Origin of the sequence: Mycoplasma iguanae (genome assembly GCF_024722375.1) — a bacterium.
In the GTDB taxonomy this organism is placed as follows: Bacteria; Bacillota_I; Bacilli_A; order Mycoplasmatales; family Metamycoplasmataceae; genus Mycoplasma_M; species Mycoplasma_M iguanae.
This window is the reverse complement of the sequence record NZ_CP102734.1, coordinates 65,542-89,558: the sequence shown is the minus strand read 5'-3', so window position 1 is coordinate 89,558 and position 24,017 is coordinate 65,542. Positions and strand designations below refer to the sequence as shown.

Here is a 24,017-nt window from a genome sequence, read left to right as displayed (position 1 = left end):
TAAAAAAATATTTTTTAATATAATTTTTATTATGTTAAAAAATGAAAATAAAAAGTTAGGAATCCTTTTAGATTCTTTTTCTGGTTACAGCCAAATTGAAATTGAAAAATTAGGTTATCATATGATTCCATTGCAATTTACCATTGATAACAAAAGTTATGTAGACAATGGAATCGAACTAAGTTTTGAAGAAATGACTAATATGATTCAAAATTCTAGTTCAGCTTCTACATCTTTACCTTCATTAGCTTTAATTGAAGAAAAATTGCAACAAATGTCAGAACAATATGAACACACTATTGTGTTAACTTTAAGTTCAAAACTATCATCAACATTTGAAACTGTTTTTGTTAATGCTAAAAAATTTAATAACATCTTTCCTATAGATAATCACATGTGTGGTGAAGAAGCAATTTGAGTTGCTAAAGAACTAGAAAAAAGATATGCTGAAGGTGCAGCAATTGAAAATTTAATTGAATTTGTTGAAAAATATAATAGCAAAACCCAAAATTACTTAATACCTGAAAATTTGGACCACTTAATTCGTGGTGGAAGATTAAAGGGGATTAAGAAAACAATTTTAAAAAATTTAAAATTGTTTCCAATTTTGAAAGTGACAGAAAAAGGGATCACTTTAGGTGGTTTAAAAAGATCTAGTGAAAATGCTATTAAAAAAAGTATTGCTTCACTACTTGATTTTATTGGCGGAGAATCAGAAGCACATAAATTTGATTTTCAAATTATTCACGGAGGAAATTATCCTGCAATATTATTAGCTGAAAAAGCTTTTGAAGCTAAGAATTTGAAAATAACTTCAATTGTAAAATCAAGTGCTACAGTTTTAATTCACACTGGTATCGGTTGTATTTCTATTGCTGTCTCACCTAAGGTTGAATTCATTAAATAAAATGAGGAATATTTAAAAATACACTTGTGTGTATTTTTTTAATTAAAAATTTATCTCCATACTGCTTTTACTTTTTTTTAAGTTCATTTAGCATAAAATTATTTTTATGGAAAAAAACTATTATGATGAGATTTTAGAAAAAATTAATTTATATATTAATAAAGAGGAATATAAGGCAGCTTATGATCTTTTAAAACAAGAGTTGACTTTACCTTATGTTCCAGCTGAATATGAAACTAAATTTCAAAATATTTTAGAAGAACTAAATATGATTTTAAATCATAAAATTAAAGAAAATAATGGTTTAAAATTAAGCAATGATCAGCTATTTGATGTTATAGAAAACAATGAAGTAATGTTTTTACAATATGCTTTAGAAACTTTAGAAAATGTTGCTTTAATAAATTATGTTCTAAGAGTGCAAAAGATTTTTTCCAACTCAAAAATCCATCATGAAATAAAAGCTTTATTTTATGAAATGTTAGTTAAACAAAAAATAGATTATGATTTTGAAATCAATCATAAAAAATTTAATCCTTTGAAATTGGGGTCTATTGCAAGTCAAAGTAATTACAAAGATTTTTTTTCAAAACTGGAAAAAGCCTTTGAAAAGGAAATAAATGCTTTGAATGTTGCTTTTTACATTGGCAATAAATATTTATTATCAATATTTGATCAATATATTCTAAATAATGAGATATTAGATCAAGAAACTTCTTTTGCTATCGAACAATTAACTCAACTCTTTTTACAACAAAAGCAAGAAAATGAATTAAGTAGCAAAGCTAAAAAAATTATGTTATTAATCAATGAACAAAGAGCAAAATAGACGCTCTTTTTTTATTTTTAAGAAAAAGAAATAAAAAAAATGGCGATCACGAGAGGATTCGAACCTCTGACCACAAGCTTAGAAGGCTCGTGCTCTGTCCTGCTGAGCTACGCGACCACATTTTATTAATTTGCGTCTAAAATTTTAACACATTTTTTAAGATATTATTTTTTTTATATAAAAATTATTATATAATAGAAAAACTATTTTAGATTTTTCTATTATTATTCTTTTAAATTATCAAACGGAGGAAATATGGCAAGAAGAGATGACATTACTGGTAAGGGTCCATTATCAGGAAACTATCGTTCACACGCACTTAATGCAACAAAAAGAAAATTTAATTTAAATTTACAAAAAGTTACAGTAACAGATAAAAATGGGCAAAAGATTACTTTAAAAGTAACTGCTAAAACTGCTAAAACATTAAAAAAATGAGGCGTACAATAATCTTGAACTTGTCCGCAATTAATTAAAAAATCTCTAACCAATGAAAAGTTAGGGATTTTTTAATTAATTTTCTTTTAATAGTGCCTTAACTTTAGCGGCAGAAAAATCTAATACTAAAAAAGTTCCTGCCACTAAAACATTAGCTCCGTGTTGAAAACATTGTGGAGCAGTTTGATCATTAATTCCACCATCAACTTGAATAATGATGTCTAAATTTTTTTCATTAATAATTTTTCTAGCTGCAGCTATTTTTTCTAAACTACTTTCAATAAATTTTTGTCCACCTTTTCCTGGTTCTACTGACATCACTAATAAAAGATCAATTTGTTCAAAAAGATGTTTCACAGCAGCTAAAGGTGTATTGGGTTTAATAGCTAAACCAATTTTAAAATGTTGTTGATAGCGATCAATAAAATTTATTATTTCTTCTTCTTTTAGAGATTCAAAATGCAAGGTTACATAATCAACTGCACCAATTAATTTTTCTGCATATCAAGCGGGATTTTGGACCATTAAATGAGCATCAGCAATATGTTGTACTGTATTTTTTTTGATGTTTGCGATCTCTTCTGGTTCAATCGCCAAATTAGGCACAAATTTTCCATCCATTACATCATAATGAATTCATTGAATACCATTTTGTAATAGATCATTGGTTATTGTTACTCTTTGTGAAGACTCAATATTTAATAGCGAAGCTGCAATGTACTTTTTCATTATATTACCTCTTTTAATAAATCTAAGTAGTTTTGATAACGTCATTGAGGAATCTCATTAATTCTTACTAGCGTTTTTATCTTACAATCATGTTCAGGTTCATTAAAATGAATACAACTTTTGAATTTACATTCTTTTGCAGCTTCTTTAAAATTTATAAAAGAACGTGCCATTTCAAGTGGTTCTAAATCAATTTGAATACTTGAAAAACCGGGTGTATCAATTAATTCACCTTCATTTCAATCAATAATTTGTACAACTCGAGTTGTGTGTTTCCCTCGTCCTAAAGCTTTAGAAATTTGCTGGATTGCAAAATTACTATCAGATAAATTATTGATAGTTGAAGTTTTACCTACTCCAGTTTGTCCCATAAAAACACTGGTCTTGTTTTTGAATAAATCAAGAAAAGGTTTTTTATCAAATTTATTATTGTTGATTGCATAACATTTATAGCCCATCTTTTGATATATTGAAATATCAAAAAACTCATCTAAATCTGTTTTAGTAAAAAAAATGATTGGTTCGATGTTTTTGGATTCTACTATCATTAAAAATTTATCTAATAGTAAAGAAGAAAATTTTGGTTCTTTTAAAGACATGACAATAATTGCTTGATCGATGTTTGCAATTTTAGGTCGAATAAAAAAATTTTTACGTTCTAAAATTTTGGTTAATAAACCATTGGGACTAAATTCAACATAATCTCCCACTACAGGTGCATTATTAGTGTATCTTAAATTACCACTTCCCCGGATGCGGTAATGTTGTTGATCTTCATTAGATTTTACATCATAAAATCCCGCAATTACTCTCACTACTTTTCCTATCAATATTTAATTTCCTTCCACTAGCATTACCAAAACTAACATTATTATAAAGCTTAATAAGCCTAGTGATAAGAAAAATATAATTCCTCATTTAGAAGCTAAAAAATCTAAAAAGTTTTTTTGAGATAATTGCTTTTTTAAATTTATAGGTCCTTCTAAAGCTCTTTCTGTACTTAAACATGTTTCTAAATCATAATATAAAGCAATAGCAGATTCATAACGGTAATCCGGGTTTTTAGCAGTTGCTTTGATAATGATATTTGCTAAAGATTGCGGAATATTAGGATTTCATTTTTTTACTGAAAAAATCCGTTCTTTTTGATGTTTTTTGATTATATCAACTGCTGAAAGATTTTCATCACTAGCAAATGGTGTTTGCCCAATGAGCATCTCATAAATAATAATACCTAAAGCATAAATATCTGCTTTATTAGTTGAATTAGAATTTTTAATGGCTTCAGGGGGTAAATAATGAACTGAACCAATTATTTTGTTTGTGCTAGTGTATCTTTGAGATTCTCTACTTAATGCGATTCCAAAATCAATGATTTTTACTGAATTAGTGTTATCAATCATGATGTTAGAACTTTTCAAATCACGATGAATAATATGATTTTGGTGAATGTGTGACAATCCTTCAGCAATTTGCATTGCATAATTTACGCTTAAATCAATGGTGAGTCCACCATTTCTTTGAATAATATCTTTTAAAATTTCTCCTTCAATATATTCAAAAACAATATAGTATTCATCATTAGCTTCATCAAAGCAATAATCATGTACACGTGAAACAATAGAAGAATTAATTTTTTTGGAAATAACAATTTCATCTCTAAAACGCTTTTTGTTTGCTTCCTTACGATCAGGATGAGTGTCCATGATTTTTATGGCATACCTTAAACTATTTTCTTTTGAAATAGCTAAATAGACCTTGGACATACCTCCCTGGCCTATTTTGCTTCTTAGAATATATTTTTGATGTAATTGTTTAAAGTTAGGATATAACATTAATCTTTCACCTGCACAAGCACAACTGATACATTATCATCTGAACCAGCTTCAAGAGCTAATTTAATTAATTTTTGTCCTTTTTCTTCTAATGAAGATTTTTCAAAGAAAATTCTTTCCATAACAGGTTTTTCTAAAAAATCATGAATACCATCTGAAGTTAAAAGAATATATTTAATTGCAACATTATTGATAAAAAAGAACTCAGCAGCACGTTTTTTATTAGGACCCAAAGATGACATCAAATGCATTGCACCCGGTACTAATTTAGCTCTTTGTTCTGAATAGTTTTCATTTTTAACTAAATAATTTCACTTATTTTGATCTACTGTTATTTGCTTTAAAATATTGTTATAAACATAAGCACGTGAATCACCGATATTATAAATATAAATATTGTCGGAATTGTGGAACTTTAAAAAACTCACTAATGTAGTTCCCATATCTGGGCTACCATCAGAAGTGCGTGCTACTAAATTCATTGCTAAGACAATTTTTTTTAGTACTCTACTATACCATTTACTTACTTGCTCTGGATTATTTTTTGGCGTATTAAATTCATAAAAACAACGTTCAAAAGTATTAATAGCTGTTGCTGAAGCTATTTCACCTTTTGCATGACCACCCATACCGTCACATAAAATACCTAAAATGAAATTATCATTTTGTAAAACTTTAATTCTGTCTTGATTAATTTCGCGATAATTTCCTGTTTCAGATTTAGTAAAAACTTCCATTTAATTTAACCCTTGATTTAAAATGTTTTTAATTTCTTCTGTTACTTGTTCTAAATTTTCGTTAATTACTTTGTGTTTAAATTTATCGGCAATTTTTATCTCATTTTCAGCTTTTTTTAATCTTTTATTAATTTGTTCTTCATTTTCTGTACCACGATTAATGATACGTGATTTTAATTCTTCAAGTGAAGGAGGCATAACAAAAATAGAAATAATATTATCGAGTTTATTGCGTTTAATATAAAAATCTAAAATATTTAATGCTCCTGTAGTTTCTATTTCTAAAAAAGCATTATAACCTGATCTTAAAATTCCATCAATTTCTGAATGTAATGTACCGTAATAATTATCAAAATGTTTATTTCATTCAATAAATTCATTATTTGCAATTTTGTCTTCAAAAGTTTTATGGTCTAAAAAAAAATAATCAATTCCATCTTTTTCACCTATACGTGGTTTTCTGGTTGTTGCAGAACGAGAAAATTTTAATTTTAAGTCTTTATTTTTAAATAGAAGTTTCTCGATAGTCCCTTTACCAACACCTGATGGACCTGTAAAAATAATTAATTTTTTGTTCATAGCAACCTCTAAATTTTAGTAATAAATAGTATAGTAGTTTTACCATATTTTTTTGTTTTAATAATGTTAAAACCCTTAGGGATAATAACTAGAGAAAAATTATTAGTTTCAATAATAATTTTTCCATATTTTTTTAATAATTTATATTCTTGAATTTTTTTTAAACATTCGTTTAATAATTCTATTTTTTCGTAAGGTGGATCTAAAAATATAAAATCATACTCTGTATTTTGCTTTAGCTTTAAAAGTGCTAAAGCGTCAATTAAATATGCGTCAATATTATTAATACCTAAAGTATTTAAATTATTTTGTAAAATTTTAAAAATTTTAGGATTTTTTTCTGAAGCAATCACTTTTAGTGCTCCACGCGATACTGCTTCAATGGCCATTGCACCAGATCCAGAAAAAAGATCTAAACAAATGCTTGATGGAAGATCAAAATGTAAGGACGAAAAAATTGCTTCCCGTACTTTATCAGTTGTGGGCCTAGTAATCTTTAAATCAGGTGTCTCAATTTTTCTTTGACGGTAATTGCCAGCTATAATCCTTAACATCTAAAAATTTTATCAAATTTATCTTATTTACATAAAAAAACATGCATTAAAGCACGTTTTTTTATGTAAATTTATTTTTTAATTAGCTGGCGCTTGTTCCACTGCTTGATGAATTAGGTGAAGCTGCGGCTGTATCTGATCCGGTTCCTGCTGATCCTGATGAATCTGCTGGAGTTGATGAACTTGAGTCTGCTGCTGCAGTTCCACCTGATCCCCCTGCTGGTGCTGAAGGAACTGGTGCTGCTGCAGTTGAAGCTAATGTAATTTTTTGTGGTTGTAATAATTCTTCTGTTGAATTATCATCATTTTTAAGCAGTACTTTGAATTCGTATTCTGCACCAGCTTCTAGTGATGATGATGATGATGATGATGTCACATTAAATGTTACTTTTGATGGACTTGAATCGGTTGCAGCTGGAACTGTTTTTTCATCTGAAAATTGAGTTCAAGCACCAGGTTTTTCTTCTACTTTTCTGTATTGTAAAATTAATTTTTTATTTTGATAATCTGATAATCCTGTAACAACAACATCAAATTTATCAGTTGAAACATTTTCTGTACCTAAAACAGGTGTAGATAATGTTTTGAAGATTTTATGATTTGTTGAATCTGTAAAAATTTCATATAGATTTCCAGCATTATCTGTTGTTTCAATTTTGAAATCATAATCACTGTTTGGTGTTAAGTTTTCAATTGCAAAATCTAATGATTTGTTTGTTTCAGTTATTAATAATGAAGTTGGTTCTGCAGGAGTAAATGTTGTTCAAGTTGAAGCAGTTTTTAATCTATATGATACAACTAAAGTTTTATCTTTGAAGTTATCTAGTTGTTCTGCTTTAATTGAAACTTTTCTTGTAGCTGTTTTTAATTCTAATTTTGGTAGTTGAAATTCTAGAGCAGTTGAAGGAGGCACAACAACTGTGCTTCCTTCTTCAAGTACTACACGCAATTTTCATTTTTTATCTGGACTAAATGTTGTTTTTTCTAGGTTAATTGTGTGAGTAGTTTTATTTGCTTCACTAACTTCAAAAGTTCCAGAAGAAGATAAGTCATTTCAAGTATCACTTGATGCTGCAGCTGCTGCTGGCGCTACATCTGTACCAGATGAAGTAGGAGATACACTAGGAGCAGGATTTGTTATTTCTTGATATTGTAGTTTTAATTTTTTCCCTACATAATCATCTAGGATAGTAAATACTGCTTGGGCATTATTATCAGTAATTTTATCTAATTTTAAAACAATTGATTTCAATGATTTAAATTGACCATCTTCTCTTAAAAGAGGTAATGAAGTATCTTTAATATAAATATTGAATCTGTAATTTTTTTCAGAATCTAATCCTGTTAAAGAAAATCCTTTTTCAGTGTCAGATTCTTCAATTTTTTGTGCTGAAGTTGATTGAGCTGATGAGTCTGTTAATGACTTATCTAAATCAATAAATTTTACAAATAATTCTTTAGATTTGTAATCACCTAAATCAACAAAAGTAATTTGTGCTGATTGAGGACCTAATTGTGGGTTAGCTGCATCTGTGGTAGCTGGTTTAACAGCAACATAAGAAGTAGTTTTAAAAGTTTTAGCTGCATCTAATAAAGAAACAGGTGAACCTTTAAAATATACTTGGAAAATATAATCTTTATTTGGTTGTAAATCTTTTAAAACAACTTTGTGTTTTGTTGAAGTTTCATTAATTGAATTAGGTAAAACTGTTTCAATAGTTTGTGCATTTTCTTCATTTAAATTCACTTCTTCACTTAACTCATTAGTTTTTAAAGCGTATTTAACAATTAATGTTTGAGTTTTTCATTCTTGTGATAAATTTGATAATTCAATTTCAGCACTTGAAGGAGCAAGATTTGAACTTGTAGCTTCAATTTTTTTAAATGTTTTAACTGTTGTTGATGAAAAAACAATATCTTTAGCTTGATCTGCTGTAGTTACTAGAATTTCATAATCTGTTTCACTTGTAAGTTCTTTTGCTTCAACTGTTAATTGACCATTAATAACTCTTCCAGTTAAACTAAGAATTGATTTATCTGTTGTTGCTGGCGCTGGTGAACTTGAAGTAGTTGCAGAAGTTGTTTCTGCTTTTGGTGCTGCTGCATCTGAAGATGCAGGTGAGCCTGCTGCTGGTTGTGCAGGGGTTGTTGGAGCTGCAGCAGATGCAGGTTTTTTAGTTATACTAATAACTAAATCTCTACCTTCATAATCTTTTAAACCTTCTAAAGAAATTAGTAAACCTGTAGGAAGCGGAACAGCAATAAGCGCTTTAGTTTGTTCGGTTTTAAAGTGAGTTGTTGCTGATGATTTAAAAATGGATACATCATCAGTTTCAGTATCTGTTTTGTTTGCTTTTAACTCAAATGTATAAGTTTTATTTGATGTTAAACCTGTTAACTCAAAAGTTAAAGTTGTATTTGGTGCTGTTAAATCTTTTTCTGTTGATTTTGTTGGTGTTGTTGTATCTGCATCTGATGTTTTGTATTCTACGTAAAGTTTTCTACCTTGAAATGCACTTAGATTATCAAAAGTTAGGGTAGCTGATTTATCTGTGATGTTTGATGTTGTTACTGAAGTTGTGTTAGTTGGTTGGGTTGGTGCTTGAGGTTGAACAGGTTGAGGATTAGGAACTGGTTGAGGTGTAGTAGGTGAAGTAGTAACTGGAGCTTTTGTTTCAAACTTATCTGAAAATAGAGACTTGTTTCCCTCTCTTAGTTCTAAATCATATTTTGATGAAGCTTTTAATCCTGAAAGATTAACCGCTGCTTTACCTTCTGCAGAAACTGTTAATTTTTGTGAAGCTGTTGCAGGGAAAGCACTTTCTGAAGCTAACTTAACAAAAACTGAAATTTCTTTATTTGCTTGGGCAGCTAAATTTTTAACAGTTACTGTATAGCTAGTTTCGGTAACAACAGGATTTTCTGCTACCGGAACTGCTGCTGCTTCTTTTGATTGTTTAGAAGTTAAAACAACACCTGTAACAATTGCTGAAATACCAACAACAGAAAGACCAGCGATTGTTAAGCCTATTAAACTTTTTTTATTCATAAATTTTGTAACTCCTTGCATTTCAAATGAAATAATTATATTCAAATTTACTAAAAATAGTTATTGCATTAATCTGGGTGCCTTTTTAGTGAATCTGTTTTTATCTTTTTATTTTTAAGATATTTTTTTAGTCTAAAATATCTTAAATTATAACAAAAAAACATTTTCTTTGTAAAAATCCCTTAATATTGAACTCAATATTTTTAATCTATTTTAGTAGTATCTAATTTCCCAGAAAGAATTGATACTTCCCGTACTGTAATTCAAGATTGGGGATCAATTGCTTTAATGTGTTTTATCAAAAAATTTACTTCTAAAACTAAAACAACTGTTTCTATTTTTTGAATTTTTCTCCCTGTATATCCTGATATACCTTCTCAAATATTGAATGAATGTCAATACTTGATTTCATTTAAGTGATTTCTAATATCTTCATGCATTGTTGTGTAAACTGTCACAAGTACTTTTTTGTATTTGGGATAAATAATATTAACCCCAGTTGACAGCGTTACTACTCATATTAAAGTAGCAAAAGTTCTAATTCCGAATAGTTCATTAATACTTGAGTGCTGGGCTAATCCAGTTTTTCCTAATATGAAAAGTAATAGTAAAGAGCAAAAAGCAATTGATAAAGAAATAGTTAACATAAATTTTCCAATTGCTTTTTGCTTTCTGGTTGAATAATAATAAGAAATAATGTCTGTTCCTCCAGATGAACCACCAAATTTTCATGATAAACCAATAGCAATAGTTGCAAGTAATACACCGATTAAGGTATAGACAATAACCAATCATAAATTATTAGAACTTTGTGCTGTTCAGCCTGGAACAATGGTAGTATGATGGATTAAAAAATTATTAATAACTTTAATATTTATAATTTGTTCTCACCCAATTTGACAAATCATTCAAAATAATGTTAAATAAATAAAGCTTTTTTTTACCTTATTAAAAAAAATAATAATTAATGGTAAATTAACTGCTAAATAGATTAAAGAAAAGTAGTTTTGGATGCTTGGTCAAATATAAGAAAGTACTATTGGGATTGCTGTTAAACCTGTGGGAATTGTTTGAGATCTAATAACAAAAATGTTAATTCCCAAACTAAAAATTAATGAAGAAATAATCATCATTAATAAGCCATAAGGATATCTACGAATGAAATCTAAAATATTTAATTTATGATTATTAGTTAAAATGATTCTTTCATTATCAATACAGTGATTGTGCCACAATTTTTTATGAAATTTTATAGAAGATAAATGGAATGGATTATTGCCTTTTTTGTTATTAAATTTAAACATAATTTATAGATATTAACACAAAAAATCAAGAATTAAATTATTTTTGATTGATTTCAATTTTTGGCACAGACTTACGTTTGTTTTCCACAACTTTAAATTCATATTTTTTGTACTTGAATTTAAATTTCATATTAACGTCTTTTTGTGAAATTTTTTCTAATCATTGCAATAATGTAAGATCTTCATTAGGAAGACTAAAATTTAATTTATTATTAATTTTAGAAATTTTGTTATCACCTTTTACAATTGCATGTTGTAAATTGATTTCATAAATGTCAATTTCTTCATCACTTTCATCATAAACTTCACCAACAAGTTCTTCAATAATGTCCTCAAAACTTAAAATACCAATTACTTTTTTAGAATTATTAGTTTGTGTTACAAAAGCAAACTGTGCTTTTTCTAAACGCATTTTTTCCATCGCTTTTGTTAAAAGTGTATTGTAAGATATAGAAGGCACATCTGTAACAAAATCTTCTACTAAACCTTTTTTATGATTTCAAATGTTTTTTAATAAAATAATCCCAATAAAACGATTATTTTTTTTAACAGGTAAACGCGAGTAATTTGTATCTAGAAAAACTTTTTTAGCTTCTTTTAAAGTCCAAGATGCTTCTACAAAATAAACATCTTTGATTTTTTTGTAAGATTTAGATACCCGTACTGAATCTAAATCTAAAGCATTAATAGCTAATAAAGCTTCTTTTTTTTCTAAAATTCCTTCTTTGTGGCCGATTGCTAAAAAGGTTTTTAAATCTTTTTCAGTGTTTGTTACTTCTTCTGATTTCACAAATTTAGAAATTGGATAAGTTAGAGGGAAAAAGATAATGTAGAAAAATTCCATAATTAAAAAAACTCTTTTAACATATTTTAATGGATATTTTCTTGCAAATATTTTAGGGATAATTTCGCCAAAAATAACAATGATAGGAGTCATTACAAGCATTGTTATTAAAACTACAACTGTTTCATTAGAAATTAATACTCCTAAAAAAGCAGATAGAATTGAAGAAGCACTAATATTAATTAGATTGTTACCAATTAAAATAGTTGATAATGTTCTACCAAAATGTTTATAATGTTTTTCAATAATTTTTTTAGTTAAAGATTTTTTATGTAATTCTTGTTCTAATTTAGCTAAAGAAATTGATCCATAAGCAGTTTCTAGCGCTGAAAATAATGCTGAACAAATAATTAGAATAATTAAAATGATAATAATTAAACTGACGAGCCATGGTTCCATTTAAAAATCATCTCCTTTGGTTTGTGAATCAGCTTTTTCTGTAAATTGACCTCGTGAAGGTTCAAAATCTAAAATAAATTTTCCTGTAGGTCCGTTTCTATGTTTTGCAATGTTAATAATAACATCTTGTTTGGTGTTGGAATTAGAAGCTGTTTTATTCTTATTATAATACTCTTCACGATATAAAAAGAGAATAATATCGGCATCCTGTTCAATTGCTCCTGATTCACGTAAATCAGAAAGGATAGGCATTTTGTCTTCTCGTTTTTCAACATTCCTTGAAAGTTGAGATAAAGCAATTACAGGTACTTCTAATTCACGGGCTATTTGTTTTAAAGTTCTTGAAATTTTTGAAACTTCAATTTGTCTATTTTCATTATTATTGGATTTTTTTGTGATAGAAATTAATTGTAAATAATCAATCACAATTAAACTAATATTTTTAACTGTTTTTTTTAGTCTCTTTAATTTTCAATACATTTCTGAAAGTGTAATTGAAACATCATCATCAATTAAAATATTGAATTCTGCTAATCTTTTCTGTGCAAAACTTAGTTTTACCATATCTTCTCTTTTTAATTTTGCAGGTTCTTTTAAATAATTTCCAGGAACTGCAGCTTCTGTAGATAGCATTCTGGTTGCTAAATCATTGGATGCCATTTCCAATGAAAAGAAAACGACATAGCTTTCTGGGTCATTTTTAGCAGCATTAACTGCTAAATTTAATGCGAAGGCAGTTTTTCCCATAGATGGGCGAGCTGCCACAATAATTAAATCACCTTTTTGTAAACCGGAGGTATATTGATCTAATGGACCAATGGAAGTAGGTAGTCCTTTTAAATCATTAGGATTTAAACTTCTTCTTTTAATTTCTTCTAAAACACGATAAGAAATTTCTTCGATATTTTCTAGGTCTTTAAAAGCTTTATTGTTAATAATTTCTAATAATTTTTTTTCAAATTCATCAATAAGCTGATCTAAAGCGATTCCTTCAACATGAGTTTGTTTATAAATTGAAGTTGACAGTTGAGCAACTTTTTTCTTTTTAGCAATTTGGTCAAGTTCTTGAATCATAGTTAAAATATTTGATTCAAGTCCTGCTTTAATTTTTAGCATGTAAATGAACTTTTCACCACCAACAAAATCAAATTTGTTATTTTGTCTTAAATAGTGATAAATTAAATTATCTTCTAAATGTTTTTCTTGATCATGAATGTATTTAACAGCTTTAAAAACTTCTTTGTTGAATGGATCTGAAAAAATTTCTTCATCTAAATAAATAATAAATTTTTCCAGATTTTCAGGATTTAAAAGAATGTATCCTAAAACTGCATATTCAAGATCTAAATTTTTTAAGTTGGAATTGTTCATTATACTCCTGATATTTATTATTCTTTAGTGATTTTTACTTGTAAATTAGCAATAATATCCTTATAAATTTTTGCTTTTACAACTGTAGTACCAAAAGATGCAATGTGTTCATTTTCAACTAAAGAATGTTTTGGTAATTTAAATCCTTTATCTAAAATTGCTTTTTCAATTTTTTTATTGCTAATTGAATGGTGAATTAAATTATTAGTCTCTTTTAGTTGAAATTCCAAAACTAAGTTTTCTAATTCGTATTTCAATTTTGTAGCTTCTAATCTTTTAGCTTGTTCTTCTGATTCTAATTCGCTAAGTTTTTTATTTAAAATTGCTTTAGTTTTTTCGTTATAAGGTAAACCAAAACCATTTTTGATTAAATAGTTAGTTCCATAGCCTGGAGCTACATCAATTATTGTGTTAGCTTTTCCGTCTTTGCAATCTTTAATTAATATTACTTTCATTTCTCACACTCACTATCGCTTGTTTAATATTGCTTGTAAATTGTTCTAAACTTTCACCTTGAGAGATAACAGCTGCTGCACTAAAATGACCACCACCGCCTAGAGATTCGGCGATGTTTTGGACATTAGTGTTAATTCCACGAGCAGACATTTTGTATGCATCTTTGGCAATTCTTGCAATTACAAATGCTGCTTTTCTCCCTTTAATTCTTAAAACTTCATCCGCTGCAATGGAAACTACATCGGTTGATAATTCCTCTTCGGTATATGCTAAAAAATAACCAGGTCTCACTTCTGTTAAAGTTTCTAATAATTTTTTTACTTGTTGAGAAACTTCCTCAGTCATCTTTAATGTATCTACTGCATTTTGCGGGGTAGCTCCTCAATCATATAGTAAGGAAGCTGCAGTAAAAGTTTTTGTTGAAGTAGATTTTTGAAACTGATTAGTATCCATATAAATTCCATTTAATAATACTTGTGCTGTTTTATCATCAATCATTTTTTGTGGATTGGGTGAGGCAAAATTAATGAATTCCGTTACAATCTCAGAAGCTGATGAAGCTGTTGTATCAATATATTGATTAAATCTTGGACAGAAATCTGGTTGTGCACCTGCTCGATGATGATCAAAAACAAAAATATTATCTGGTTTTGCTTTTATAAAAGCTTCCGGATTTTCAATTCTTGAAAGTTCTGAAGTATCACAAATAAAAATTAGGGTTTTAATATTAGTATATTTATTAGCAATTGATGGTTTGATAAATAATGATTTATCTTCTGAAGTAAAATTAGCATCAATATAGTTTTTAGTTGTGTAGTCAAAAGTAGAATTTTGAATATAAACTTTTTTATCATATTTTTGAAAAAATTTAGCCAAACCATAAACTGCACCTAAGGCATCTAAATCCATAGTTTTATGGCCATAAATAATCACTCTTTTTAATTCTGGGTCATTTAATTTTTTAATAATTTTTTTTGAAATATTATTAATTAAAGTACGGCTTGATCCAGTTTTCATTTCAATGGTTGAACCATAAGTGAGAATTTTTGAACCATGTTTTACTAAAGAAATTTGATCGCCACCACGAGATTGTGAATTTAATAATCCTTTTTTCGATAATTCTGTTAATTCAGATAGTTTTGAAATTCCATAAGCAAAACTAACAGAAACAGAAATTTCATTTTTGATTAGTTCATTTTTAATTTGTTTATTTAAATTACTAAATAAACTAAAATCTTTTTTTTGAAATTGGCGTAAAGTTCCTTCATCGGTAATAATTCAAAATTTACCATTGACATATTGACGGTAAATCAGATTATATTTGTTGCTTAAATTTTCCAAAAGACTGATGACAATATTTTGGATATTAAACACTTCTTCTTCTGCTAAAGTAGCTTGTAGAAGTTGAAAATTATCAATTTCTAGCTCACCAATTACCATTCTTTCTAATTCATATTGATGAATAATTGCAGCCTTGAAGCTGTCATCGCGAATGGTTAATATATTATTTACTAAATTTACTTTAATTTCATAAGTGTGTGCTTGATGGACAAATTTATAATTTAAAATTTTAGCTCGCACATTTTTTCGAAAATCAAAATAATCAACAATGAAACTATTTAATAGTTTTTGACCAAATCTTTCTTCTACTAAAGAAGAAATTCAAATAATTTTTCCAATTGAAGAAAAAATTACAACACCCATGCCACTTTTTGCCATTTCTTCATCAATATAATCGCTCATACCTTTTTGTACAGCTTGAAATTTTTTCAAACTTCCAGTATTAAAAATGAATAATAATAAAAGAAATAGGACAAACAAGAATAAAATTAAAAATAAAAACACTAAAGTAGCGGTTTTATTTAATTGGATTAAGTGCAAGCTTAAAGTTATTAATACAATAACTAAAATTAAAGACGCTAGCGAAATCCCTAAAATAATGTGTTTAGTTTTTGATTTCATACTGGTTTATTATATCAAAAGTAACTTAACTACACACAAAAGAGAAATTAAAAAACACCATAAAATTGGTGTTTTTTAATAATTATTTATTTGTTGATTATTTTCTAATTCTTTCTGAAACGAAAGGAATTAAGGCAACAAATCTAGCTCTTTTAATTGCGGTTGATAAAAGTCTTTGGTGTCTTGCGCAAGTTCCAGTAACTCTTGAAGGTAAAATTTTTCCATGTAGATTAACAAAACGAGAAACGATTTCTGTTTTTTTGTAATCGATGTAATCCATTTTCTCTTGACAAAAATTACACGGTTTTTTACGTCCCGGTTTTTTGATTTTTTTGATCATAGTTTTCTCCTGTGGTTATATCGTATTTAAATTAATATAAATCATCTAAAGTTCATTCATCTTCATCATTTTGAGATGAATCATTTTGCTCTGTTGAAGAAGGTTCAACATTTGCATTAAATGCTTGATTAGTTTCAACAAAATGCAGTTCGGGTGCAGATGGATCAAAAGGGTTTATTAATTTACTTTCTCCCATTCAACTTTGATTATTCATTTTTCTTTGTTCAGTGATTGAACGAGTTTCCAATAAAGTTACTTTATCACCATTAACTTCATAAGAAGTCATGTTTTGATTTTGGGAATTTACAAAACGATTTGAAGAAAGTGACCCTTCTACAGCTACTAAAGATCCTTTAGCTGCCATTCTTGAAATGCTCGCAGCAAGCCCTCTTCAAATAACTACAGGAATATAATCTGTAGTTTCAGAATTTATTGCCATATCTCTTTTAACTGCTACAGTAAATTTTAAATAATTTACTCCAGATTTGGTGGTATTTAATATTACGTCGTTTGTAATTCTTCCGATAATAATAACTTTATTCATTATTAGTTAGTTGATTTGCTTTCTGGTTTTTTGAAACCTTCAGTATTTCTTTGAAATGGAGCTCTTGTTCCATCTTGGTTAGGAAAACGACGTCCAGTACTGTTAAATGTTTTTTTAACAAATGCAGGTCTTGGTTTTATTTTTTTGACAGTAGTTTTTCTATTCAATCCTTTTTCAGAATCTAAATTAATTACAAGTACTCTTCAAATTGTTTTTGAAATATTTGTTAATCTTACAAATTCAGAAATTTTTTGTTCATCAGCTTCAAGTACCATTAGAACATACACAGCTGTTTTTGATTTATTAATAGGATATGCAAGTTCTGTACGTTCAAGTTTTTCAACAGATTTTAATGATTCTTGTCCGAAAACGTCAGATGCAACTTTTGATACAGTACTTACATCTTCTCCTGGCGCTAAAATTGCCATAATTTCGTATTTAGCCATTCGGCCTCCTTCTGGTCTCTGGATCCAATAATTGATTACTTTGGATCAAGGAATTTTTATGTCCGTTTTTTGAATAAAATCAAAAAACTCCATAGAATTATATTATATAAACCTAAAATTGTTCCAAAATTATTGATTGTAATTTTTCTAAATTGGTTTTTTTAGCCGAAGATACTAAAATAGATTGATATTTTAATGCTTCTAACTGCTTTTTGGTTTTATGTAAAATTGCTTGATTAGCTTTATCAATTTTAGTACCTACTAAAATTGTTTTACGTCCGATACTTTCTAAAAAAGCAATCATTAATTGATCATCACTTGTTAAACCAATGTTGGCATCAAAAAGTAAAAATACAGTGGAAAGATTTGAAGAATGTTTTAAATACTCTTCAATCATGGCAAACATTTTTTCCTGTGCCACTTTTGAAAGACGAGCATAACCATAACCCGGGAGATCAACATAGATATTTTCTAAGTCATCACTGAAATAATTAATTAATTGGGTTCTTCCTGGTGTATTGGAAGTTTTAGCAATTTTAGTTTTTGCTAAAGCATTTAACAAGGAAGATTTTCCAACATTAGATCGACCAATAAAACAAATTTCTTTGTTAGAATGTTGATATCAATTAGATTTTTTTGATGCAGAAATGATAAACTTTCACATATTGTCCTTTTAAAAGAAAATTCCTATATTTAAAAACATAGGAACTTTTTATTATTTATTTTCAGTTTCATCTTTTAAAGATTCTTCATCTTTATGATTTCTTTTTTCTTTTTTTTCTTGCTGTACTTCACCAATTAAATCATCTAAAGAATGTGGTTTATATTCAACTTCTTTTTTAACTTCTTTTTCTTTTTTTGGTAAAGGTTTTAAATTTTTAGCTAAATATTCAATTTCTTCAGCCACAATGGTTTCTTTTTCTAATAATTCATTTTTAATTAATTCTAGTAGATCCATATTAGCTTTAATTGTTTTTTTAGCAATTTCTTCAGCATGTAAAATTATTTTTCTTACTTCTGTATCAATTTCATTAGCTACAACTTGAGAAAAAGCACTATGTTTATTATAATCTCTTCCTAAAAAGGGAGAACCTTGCGCTTCTTCGTATTGAATTGGACCAAGTGCTGACATTCCAAATTCAGTTACCATTCTTCGAGCAATTTTTGTGGCTTTTTCAATGTCATTGGCAGCACCTGTAGAAATTTCTTCTTTACCATAAATAATTTCTTCTGCTGCTCTTCCACCCATAAATGAAGCAATAGATGATTCAAGCCCGCGTTTTGTTTCATTATATTTTTCATGTTCAGGAAGCATTAAGTTATATCCACCAGCAAAACCACGAGGAATAATAGTAATTTTTTGTACTTTAGTTCCACCTGCTAATCTGATACCTACAACAGCGTGTCCAGCTTCATGGTAAGCTACCATTGTTCTTTCTTCTTCGGTAATTACCCGATTTTTCTTTGCAGGCCCACTCATTACACGGTCAATGGCTTCGTCAATTTGATCTGGAGTAATGAAAGCGGTTTTTTCACGCACAGAAAGAATTGAAGCTTCATTAATAACATTAGCTAATTGAGCTCCTGAATAACCAGGAGTTCTTTTGGCAATATTTTTAAATTTAATTTCAGGAGAAAGTTTTTTACCTTTAGCATGTAGTTTTAAAATTTCTTCACGTTCTTTTACATCAGGTAAATTAACATTAATACTTCTGTCAAATCTTCCTGGTCTTTGTAAAGCAGGATCTAAAACATCAGTACGGTTTGTAGCTGCAATTACTAAAATTCCAGTGTTTTCTTCCATCCCGTCCATTTCTACTAAAAGTTGATTTAGAGTTTGTTCTCTTTCATCATTTCCACCACCTAGACCAGTACCACGTGAACGACCTACAGCATCTAACTCATCAATGAAAATAATCGCTTTACCAGATTTTCTAGCGTCTTTAAATAATTCTCTAACTCTTTTAGCTCCAACCCCTACATACATTTCTACAAAATTAGATGCTGAAATAAAGAAGAAAGGAACACCGGCTTCTCCAGCTGTAGCTTTTGCGATTAAAGTTTTTCCTGTTCCTGGAGGGCCTCCTAAAAGAATACCTTTAGGAATTTTAGCTCCTGCTGCTGCGTATTTATTTGGATTTTTTAAATAATCAACTAGCTCCATAACTTCTTCTTTAACTTCTGTGTTTCCGGCAACATCAGAGAATTTAACTTTAGAATTAATTTTTTGAGCTTGATTTCTTCCTGGATTAAACATTCCAGCTCCGCCGGCTCCATTTGATCCATTAGACATTCTTCTTGCATAAATAAACATTGAAGCAAAGATAATAATCATTACAAGCATTGGTAAGAAGTTTCATAGATTTGCTAAAAAGAAGTTTGGTTGTACAATTCCTGTATGAGCAATCGAAATATTTCCAGCTGTATTTTTTGATGCAGCTTCCAATAATTGGAAATAAGTCAATTGTGGTTGAATATTTGGAATTAAAAATTCATTATTTTGTCATTGACTAAATGATGCACCAGACATTTTTACTACATAACTTATAGATGAAATGCCGTTATTTGATGCTGGATTAACAAATGATTCTGTTACGTGAATTTCAGGACCATTTAGTGCAAATAAAATAGATTTAAAATAATTATTATCAGTTTCACTTGCAGCATTTGTTAGAGCTCTTTGATAAAGGTATGATTCGTCTTTGTAAGTGGTTCCACTTGGTAAGAAGTTTCATATAATTAAAATAGCAATAATAACAACTATAATTGTTAGAATGGCACCTCATCATAAGGAACTGCTTTTCATTCTTTTCATTTTTATCCTTCCTAAAAATTTGTATGCAATTTATCATCATAAATTTGCTACAAAAATGTAATAAATTATAGCAAAACACTACTCTTTTTTCATTATTTTTATTCTATTATATTTTTTTTCAATTAAGTATTTTGAATTTAAAATAAAAAATTTACTACCCCTCGATGCTGTGATAAAATCTGTAATTCCTTGGATTTTTTTGCTTGTTAATTTCACATTAATACAATAATTATTGATAAGCAAAAAAACTAATTTATTTTTGTTTTTAAATTTTGTAAATACTCTACTATCAAAATTATTTTTCTCTCATTTTTTATAATCATAACTTAATTTTTTGTTAATAAAAAATTTTAGAAAATTTGTGATTCAAGTTAGCATAAAAATTGCTTCTTTGTAAAATATTGATTTTGTTGCTAAATAGAGACGAATTTTGTTTCTTGTATAAATTGGTTCTACGTTTGTGCTATCAATACTGAAAGCAATATTTTTATTGATTAATTTCTTGCTTATTTGATTTTTCCATAATATTAGTAATAAGGGTCGAATAATTTCCATATTTTTGTAAATAGTATGAAAAGGTATACCATAGTAACGAGGCTGACGATTAGTAGATTTTTGAAAGTAAGCAGTTTCTATAAAATCATCTTTATGATGTGCCAAATATAAAAAATCACATTTTTCTCTATGGTAAATTTCAGAAAAAAAACTATAACGTTCTTCTCTTGCTCAATTTTGAAAGTTATTTTTCACTTCAATATTTTTTTTAATCTTTTTTATAAAAAGAGGAATATTATATTTTTTACAAAAATTTTCAACAATTTCTTGATCTAAATGTGAATCAGATCTCTTATTATAGTTAACATGAGCAACTATGACATTAGCTTTGCGATACTTTCAAAGCAGGTACATCGAGTCTGGCCCGCCACTAACTGCTAATAATATTTTTTTTATATTTTTCATTAAATGTATTAATTAACTTTCCTAAATTTTCACCTTCAAGATAAGCAATAATTATTTCTGCTGAATAATTAATAATGTTATCAATAATAGGTTGATTTATTTTACTAAAAGGGGATAAAACATAACTTGACATTGTTTTATTTCCATGTGGTCGACTGATGCCAATTTTTAAACGTGCAATATCACTTGTGCCCATTTGTTCAAAAATAGATTTTAATCCATTTTGACCACCTGAAGAGCCTTTCGTTTTAATAACTGCTTGCCCTATTTTGTGATCTACATCATCAGAAATTATTAGAATATCTTCTTTTTTAATTTTAAAGAAATTGACAAATGGTTGAACAAAATTGCCTGATAAATTCATAAAAGTCATTGGTTTGGCAAGAATAAAATCATCACCTTTGTAATAATAGCCTGAAAATTTTGTTTTTTTCAGTTTTACATTCAATTTTTTTGCCACTAAATCCACCACATTAAAACCAATATTATGTTTGGTATTTTGATATTTTTCACCCGGGTTTCCCAACCCTATAATTAATTTCATAAATTTAATTATAATAAAAAACATTATTAATAAATTTTTAAATTTAGAAATAAAAATAACTTTCAAATTAATTGAAAGTTATTTTAAAGTGCTATTTATTTTCTTTGAAAAGTCACGGCTTTAGTTTGTCCTTGAAATGCTTTGACTTTTTGTAGAAATATAATGCTAGTGCTTGTCCTATTGTTCAAACGGCACCAATGATTGAATAAAATTGAATACCGGCTTGCCAAAGCACATAGAATAACACAAGAAATACCATCATAATATTTTGTGTTTTTTGTTGCTTTTTCATTGCAGCAATTTCATTTTCATTCATCATTCTTTTTGCGTTTTTACTCCGCCTATTTAGTAATCTTGGGAGGATTTGAGCAATTAGTTGAATAATGATTGCAAAAATAATTGGAATTAAATATATTCAATTTCTTTCATAAAATACTTCACGCCATGAAGTAGCTGAAAAATCCATACCTAATCATGTAGTTGACTCAATAATTGGAATTGATTGAATAACTCTTCACATCGCAATAAAGATAGGCATAGAAATCAATATTTGCGTAAACATTGAAGCCGGGCTGAAGTTATTTTTCTTATACATTTCAGCCACTTCTTGTTTTTGTCTACGTTCCATTTCCTTATTACCTTTGTATGGAGCGTATTTTGCATCAATTTTTGCTTTTTTCACTTGTAGTTCTTCTTGTTTACTTTGCATAAACAGAGATTTGAAAGTGAATAAAAGGGTTACTATACGTGTGATAATAACAGCAACAATTAAAGCAACAATTGCTTCTCATCCACTTAAGAAAGGCATTGCATAAACAATTCCAGCCATTATTCTAGCTAATGGTCAAACCACAAGACCGAAAAATGGCCCTAATTCTCAAGCTTGAGTCCAAGTTATAATTGGTTTACTATCTATATTAACGCCATAAGCTATAGGATTATAATCTAAATAATTATATTCATAAGTTTTACTTGCTGTAGGGAAAGAAAAACTTGTAGCTGTTAAAATAGGATCAATTGCTTCTTTAAAATTATTAACTAAAGTAATATTTGCTTCAGAAGCTAAATTTCCGTTTTGTTGAACATCTGTTAAAGCGCTCTTTAACTTATCATTATTGTAATCTTCTGAATTTGCAATTTTTTCATATAAAACCTGTAAAACATCTCTAGCAAAAGTTGCATGTTGTTTAACTGAAGGAGCTAAAACGGGTGATTTACTTATTGTATAAATTGTATTTTTAAATGCCCCTTTAGTTGCATCTGATTCATGAACTATTTTTATCGTCGGAACTAAAAGATCTGTTCATTCAGCTTTAGCTTCATATTTTTGAAAAGTTGAATGATAAAATAAATATTCTTTTGTTCCATCTGTTTTTTGAATAGGTTTATAATCAATTTTATTATTATTTACGAAGTAAACTAATGAAGAACGAGTTCCATATTTACCATATTCTCCACCATTTTCTTCTGCAATTTTATATAAATCAGCAATAACAGCTTTTTCTTCATCATTACGTCCTGTAATTACATTACGTTGTGAAGTACTAATTAGTTGACTTTTTGTAGTCTCATTATTTTTTGAATCTACTTTTTTAACTTCAAAAACGGTTGATTTAGGTGAAATTTCAGTTTTAGAATTATAAAATTCAACCCCTGTACCTACAGTTGTAGAATTTGATAAAGTAAAAGTCTGAATACACCCTGTTAAAACAGTTGCAAACATGAAAACATAAAAAAGAATCCGGCTTCATTTTCAAGCTTTTTTGGCTTTTTCTTTAGTTGGTACATCTTTAAATGATGGTTTTTTATCACCACGTTTGAAAAAATCATAAGAGCTTGGACGATTATTTTTTTTCAAGTCTCAACCTTTCTATAATTTTAAAAATTTCATTTTTTTTCTCAAAAAAAGAAAGATGTAAAAAAGTTTTTCTAGCGATAAACACAACCTTATAATTAATATTACTTGTATCTATTAATCTTAAAATACTTTTTACTTGGCGTTTATAATAATTTCTCATTACAGCATTTGAATTCTTTTTTGGAATGGAAATTCCAATTGTAAATTGTTCTGCTTTTTGAAAATATAAAACAATATTTTTAGAAACTAATTGTTGTTTTTGTTTAATGATGTCTTGAAATTCTCAATTTTTTCTAAGACGTTGAAAGTTAGACATATTTATTTTTTGTCTGAGACAGTTAGTTTAACTCTTCCTTTAGCTCTTCTTGCAGCTAAAATTTTTCTACCTTTAGCTGAAGCCATTCTTGCTTTAAAACCATGTGTTTTTATGTGTTTTCTTTTGTTAGGTTGATAAGTTCTTTTCATAGGATTCTCCTTTTTTTAATATAAATTTTTTAGTTAATACTTAGTATTAAAT

25 protein-coding genes and 1 tRNA gene are annotated in these 24,017 nt (G+C 28.0%); 3 read left to right on the top strand and 23 right to left on the bottom strand.

What is annotated here, in order from left to right:
• The first annotated feature begins 31 nt into the window (after positions 1 to 31).
• Entirely contained in the window at positions 32 to 907 is an 876-nt protein-coding gene (locus NV226_RS00385) for a DegV family protein (RefSeq protein WP_258210940.1), read from the top strand.
• A 106-nt stretch (positions 908 to 1,013) separates the two neighbouring features.
• The gene (locus tag NV226_RS00380) at positions 1,014 to 1,736 is read left to right on the top strand and encodes a DUF3196 family protein (RefSeq protein ID WP_258210939.1); all 723 of its coding nucleotides are present in this window, start codon (positions 1,014 to 1,016) and stop codon (positions 1,734 to 1,736) included.
• A gap of 40 nt (positions 1,737 to 1,776) precedes the next feature.
• On the opposite strand, the gene NV226_RS00375 is transcribed toward NV226_RS00380, so the two are convergent.
• A tRNA-Arg gene (locus tag NV226_RS00375) sits at positions 1,777 to 1,853 on the bottom strand.
• Positions 1,854 to 1,991: 138 nt separating this feature from the next.
• Here NV226_RS00375 and rpmB point away from each other — a divergent pair.
• Positions 1,992 to 2,186 carry a 50S ribosomal protein L28 gene (rpmB, locus tag NV226_RS00370; protein WP_258210938.1) on the top strand — a complete coding sequence of 65 codons (195 nt, stop codon included), beginning with the start codon at positions 1,992 to 1,994 and terminating at the stop codon, positions 2,184 to 2,186.
• A gap of 63 nt (positions 2,187 to 2,249) precedes the next feature.
• On the opposite strand, the gene NV226_RS00365 is transcribed toward rpmB, so the two are convergent.
• The 22 genes from NV226_RS00365 to rpmH form a co-directional block, all read right to left on the bottom strand.
• Positions 2,250 to 2,903, bottom strand: coding sequence for a ribulose-phosphate 3-epimerase (locus tag NV226_RS00365; protein WP_258210937.1), 654 nt, complete (start codon positions 2,901 to 2,903; stop codon positions 2,250 to 2,252).
• Positions 2,903 to 3,733, bottom strand: a complete 831-nt coding sequence (gene rsgA, locus NV226_RS00360; RefSeq protein ID WP_258210936.1) for a ribosome small subunit-dependent GTPase A — start codon at positions 3,731 to 3,733, stop codon at positions 2,903 to 2,905. Before rsgA ends, NV226_RS00365 begins: the two co-directional genes overlap by 1 nt.
• A gap of 3 nt (positions 3,734 to 3,736) precedes the next feature.
• Entirely contained in the window at positions 3,737 to 4,738 is a 1,002-nt protein-coding gene (locus NV226_RS00355) for a serine/threonine-protein kinase (protein ID WP_258210935.1), read from the bottom strand.
• Positions 4,738 to 5,475 carry a PP2C family protein-serine/threonine phosphatase gene (locus NV226_RS00350; protein WP_258210934.1) on the bottom strand — a complete coding sequence of 246 codons (738 nt, stop codon included), beginning with the start codon at positions 5,473 to 5,475 and terminating at the stop codon, positions 4,738 to 4,740. Before NV226_RS00350 ends, NV226_RS00355 begins: the two co-directional genes overlap by 1 nt.
• A complete protein-coding gene (gmk, locus tag NV226_RS00345; RefSeq protein ID WP_373423269.1) occupies positions 5,476 to 6,054 on the bottom strand; it encodes a guanylate kinase in 579 nt (192 codons plus the stop codon).
• A gap of 8 nt (positions 6,055 to 6,062) precedes the next feature.
• The gene (gene rsmD / locus NV226_RS00340; RefSeq protein WP_258210933.1) at positions 6,063 to 6,608 is read right to left on the bottom strand and encodes a 16S rRNA (guanine(966)-N(2))-methyltransferase RsmD; all 546 of its coding nucleotides are present in this window, start codon (positions 6,606 to 6,608) and stop codon (positions 6,063 to 6,065) included.
• Positions 6,609 to 6,690: 82 nt separating this feature from the next.
• Positions 6,691 to 9,657 carry a fibronectin type III domain-containing protein gene (locus tag NV226_RS00335; RefSeq protein ID WP_258210932.1) on the bottom strand — a complete coding sequence of 989 codons (2,967 nt, stop codon included), beginning with the start codon at positions 9,655 to 9,657 and terminating at the stop codon, positions 6,691 to 6,693.
• A 203-nt stretch (positions 9,658 to 9,860) separates the two neighbouring features.
• Complete coding sequence (locus NV226_RS00330; protein WP_258210931.1) at positions 9,861 to 10,961, bottom strand: YitT family protein; 1,101 nt, start codon at positions 10,959 to 10,961, stop codon at positions 9,861 to 9,863.
• A gap of 37 nt (positions 10,962 to 10,998) precedes the next feature.
• The gene (locus NV226_RS00325) at positions 10,999 to 12,204 is read right to left on the bottom strand and encodes a CNNM domain-containing protein (protein ID WP_258210930.1); all 1,206 of its coding nucleotides are present in this window, start codon (positions 12,202 to 12,204) and stop codon (positions 10,999 to 11,001) included.
• Positions 12,205 to 13,575, bottom strand: coding sequence for a replicative DNA helicase (dnaB, locus tag NV226_RS00320; RefSeq protein WP_258210929.1), 1,371 nt, complete (start codon positions 13,573 to 13,575; stop codon positions 12,205 to 12,207).
• A 17-nt stretch (positions 13,576 to 13,592) separates the two neighbouring features.
• Entirely contained in the window at positions 13,593 to 14,030 is a 438-nt protein-coding gene (gene rplI / locus NV226_RS00315; protein ID WP_258210928.1) for a 50S ribosomal protein L9, read from the bottom strand.
• Positions 14,011 to 15,993, bottom strand: coding sequence for a GGDEF domain-containing protein (locus NV226_RS00310; protein ID WP_258210927.1), 1,983 nt, complete (start codon positions 15,991 to 15,993; stop codon positions 14,011 to 14,013). Before NV226_RS00310 ends, rplI begins: the two co-directional genes overlap by 20 nt.
• 97 nt (positions 15,994 to 16,090) lie before the next feature.
• The gene (gene rpsR, locus NV226_RS00305) at positions 16,091 to 16,333 is read right to left on the bottom strand and encodes a 30S ribosomal protein S18 (protein WP_258210926.1); all 243 of its coding nucleotides are present in this window, start codon (positions 16,331 to 16,333) and stop codon (positions 16,091 to 16,093) included.
• 31 nt (positions 16,334 to 16,364) lie between these two features.
• Positions 16,365 to 16,877, bottom strand: coding sequence for a single-stranded DNA-binding protein (locus tag NV226_RS00300; RefSeq protein ID WP_258210925.1), 513 nt, complete (start codon positions 16,875 to 16,877; stop codon positions 16,365 to 16,367).
• 2 nt (positions 16,878 to 16,879) lie between these two features.
• Positions 16,880 to 17,323 (bottom strand): 30S ribosomal protein S6, encoded by a 444-nt coding sequence (gene rpsF, locus NV226_RS00295; RefSeq protein ID WP_258210924.1) that lies wholly within the window; start codon positions 17,321 to 17,323, stop codon positions 16,880 to 16,882.
• Between the two features lie 112 nt (positions 17,324 to 17,435).
• On the bottom strand, positions 17,436 to 17,987 hold the full coding sequence (gene yihA / locus NV226_RS00290; protein ID WP_258210923.1) for a ribosome biogenesis GTP-binding protein YihA/YsxC: 552 nt from the start codon (positions 17,985 to 17,987) through the stop codon (positions 17,436 to 17,438).
• 51 nt (positions 17,988 to 18,038) lie between these two features.
• Positions 18,039 to 20,138 carry an ATP-dependent zinc metalloprotease FtsH gene (ftsH, locus tag NV226_RS00285; protein WP_258210922.1) on the bottom strand — a complete coding sequence of 700 codons (2,100 nt, stop codon included), beginning with the start codon at positions 20,136 to 20,138 and terminating at the stop codon, positions 18,039 to 18,041.
• Positions 20,139 to 20,216: 78 nt separating this feature from the next.
• Entirely contained in the window at positions 20,217 to 21,098 is an 882-nt protein-coding gene (gene tilS, locus NV226_RS00280; RefSeq protein ID WP_258210921.1) for a tRNA lysidine(34) synthetase TilS, read from the bottom strand.
• Positions 21,064 to 21,642: an aminoacyl-tRNA hydrolase gene (gene pth, locus NV226_RS00275; protein WP_258210920.1), complete on the bottom strand. Its 579-nt coding sequence runs from the start codon at positions 21,640 to 21,642 to the stop codon at positions 21,064 to 21,066. The genes tilS and pth overlap by 35 nt, the downstream gene beginning before the upstream one ends.
• 91 nt (positions 21,643 to 21,733) lie before the next feature.
• Complete coding sequence (yidC, locus tag NV226_RS00270; protein WP_258210919.1) at positions 21,734 to 23,500, bottom strand: membrane protein insertase YidC; 1,767 nt, start codon at positions 23,498 to 23,500, stop codon at positions 21,734 to 21,736.
• Positions 23,487 to 23,816, bottom strand: coding sequence for a ribonuclease P protein component (rnpA, locus tag NV226_RS00265; RefSeq protein ID WP_258210918.1), 330 nt, complete (start codon positions 23,814 to 23,816; stop codon positions 23,487 to 23,489). Before rnpA ends, yidC begins: the two co-directional genes overlap by 14 nt.
• Positions 23,817 to 23,818: 2 nt before the next feature.
• Positions 23,819 to 23,965: a 50S ribosomal protein L34 gene (gene rpmH, locus NV226_RS00260; RefSeq protein WP_258210917.1), complete on the bottom strand. Its 147-nt coding sequence runs from the start codon at positions 23,963 to 23,965 to the stop codon at positions 23,819 to 23,821.
• Positions 23,966 to 24,017: the final 52 nt, after the last annotated feature.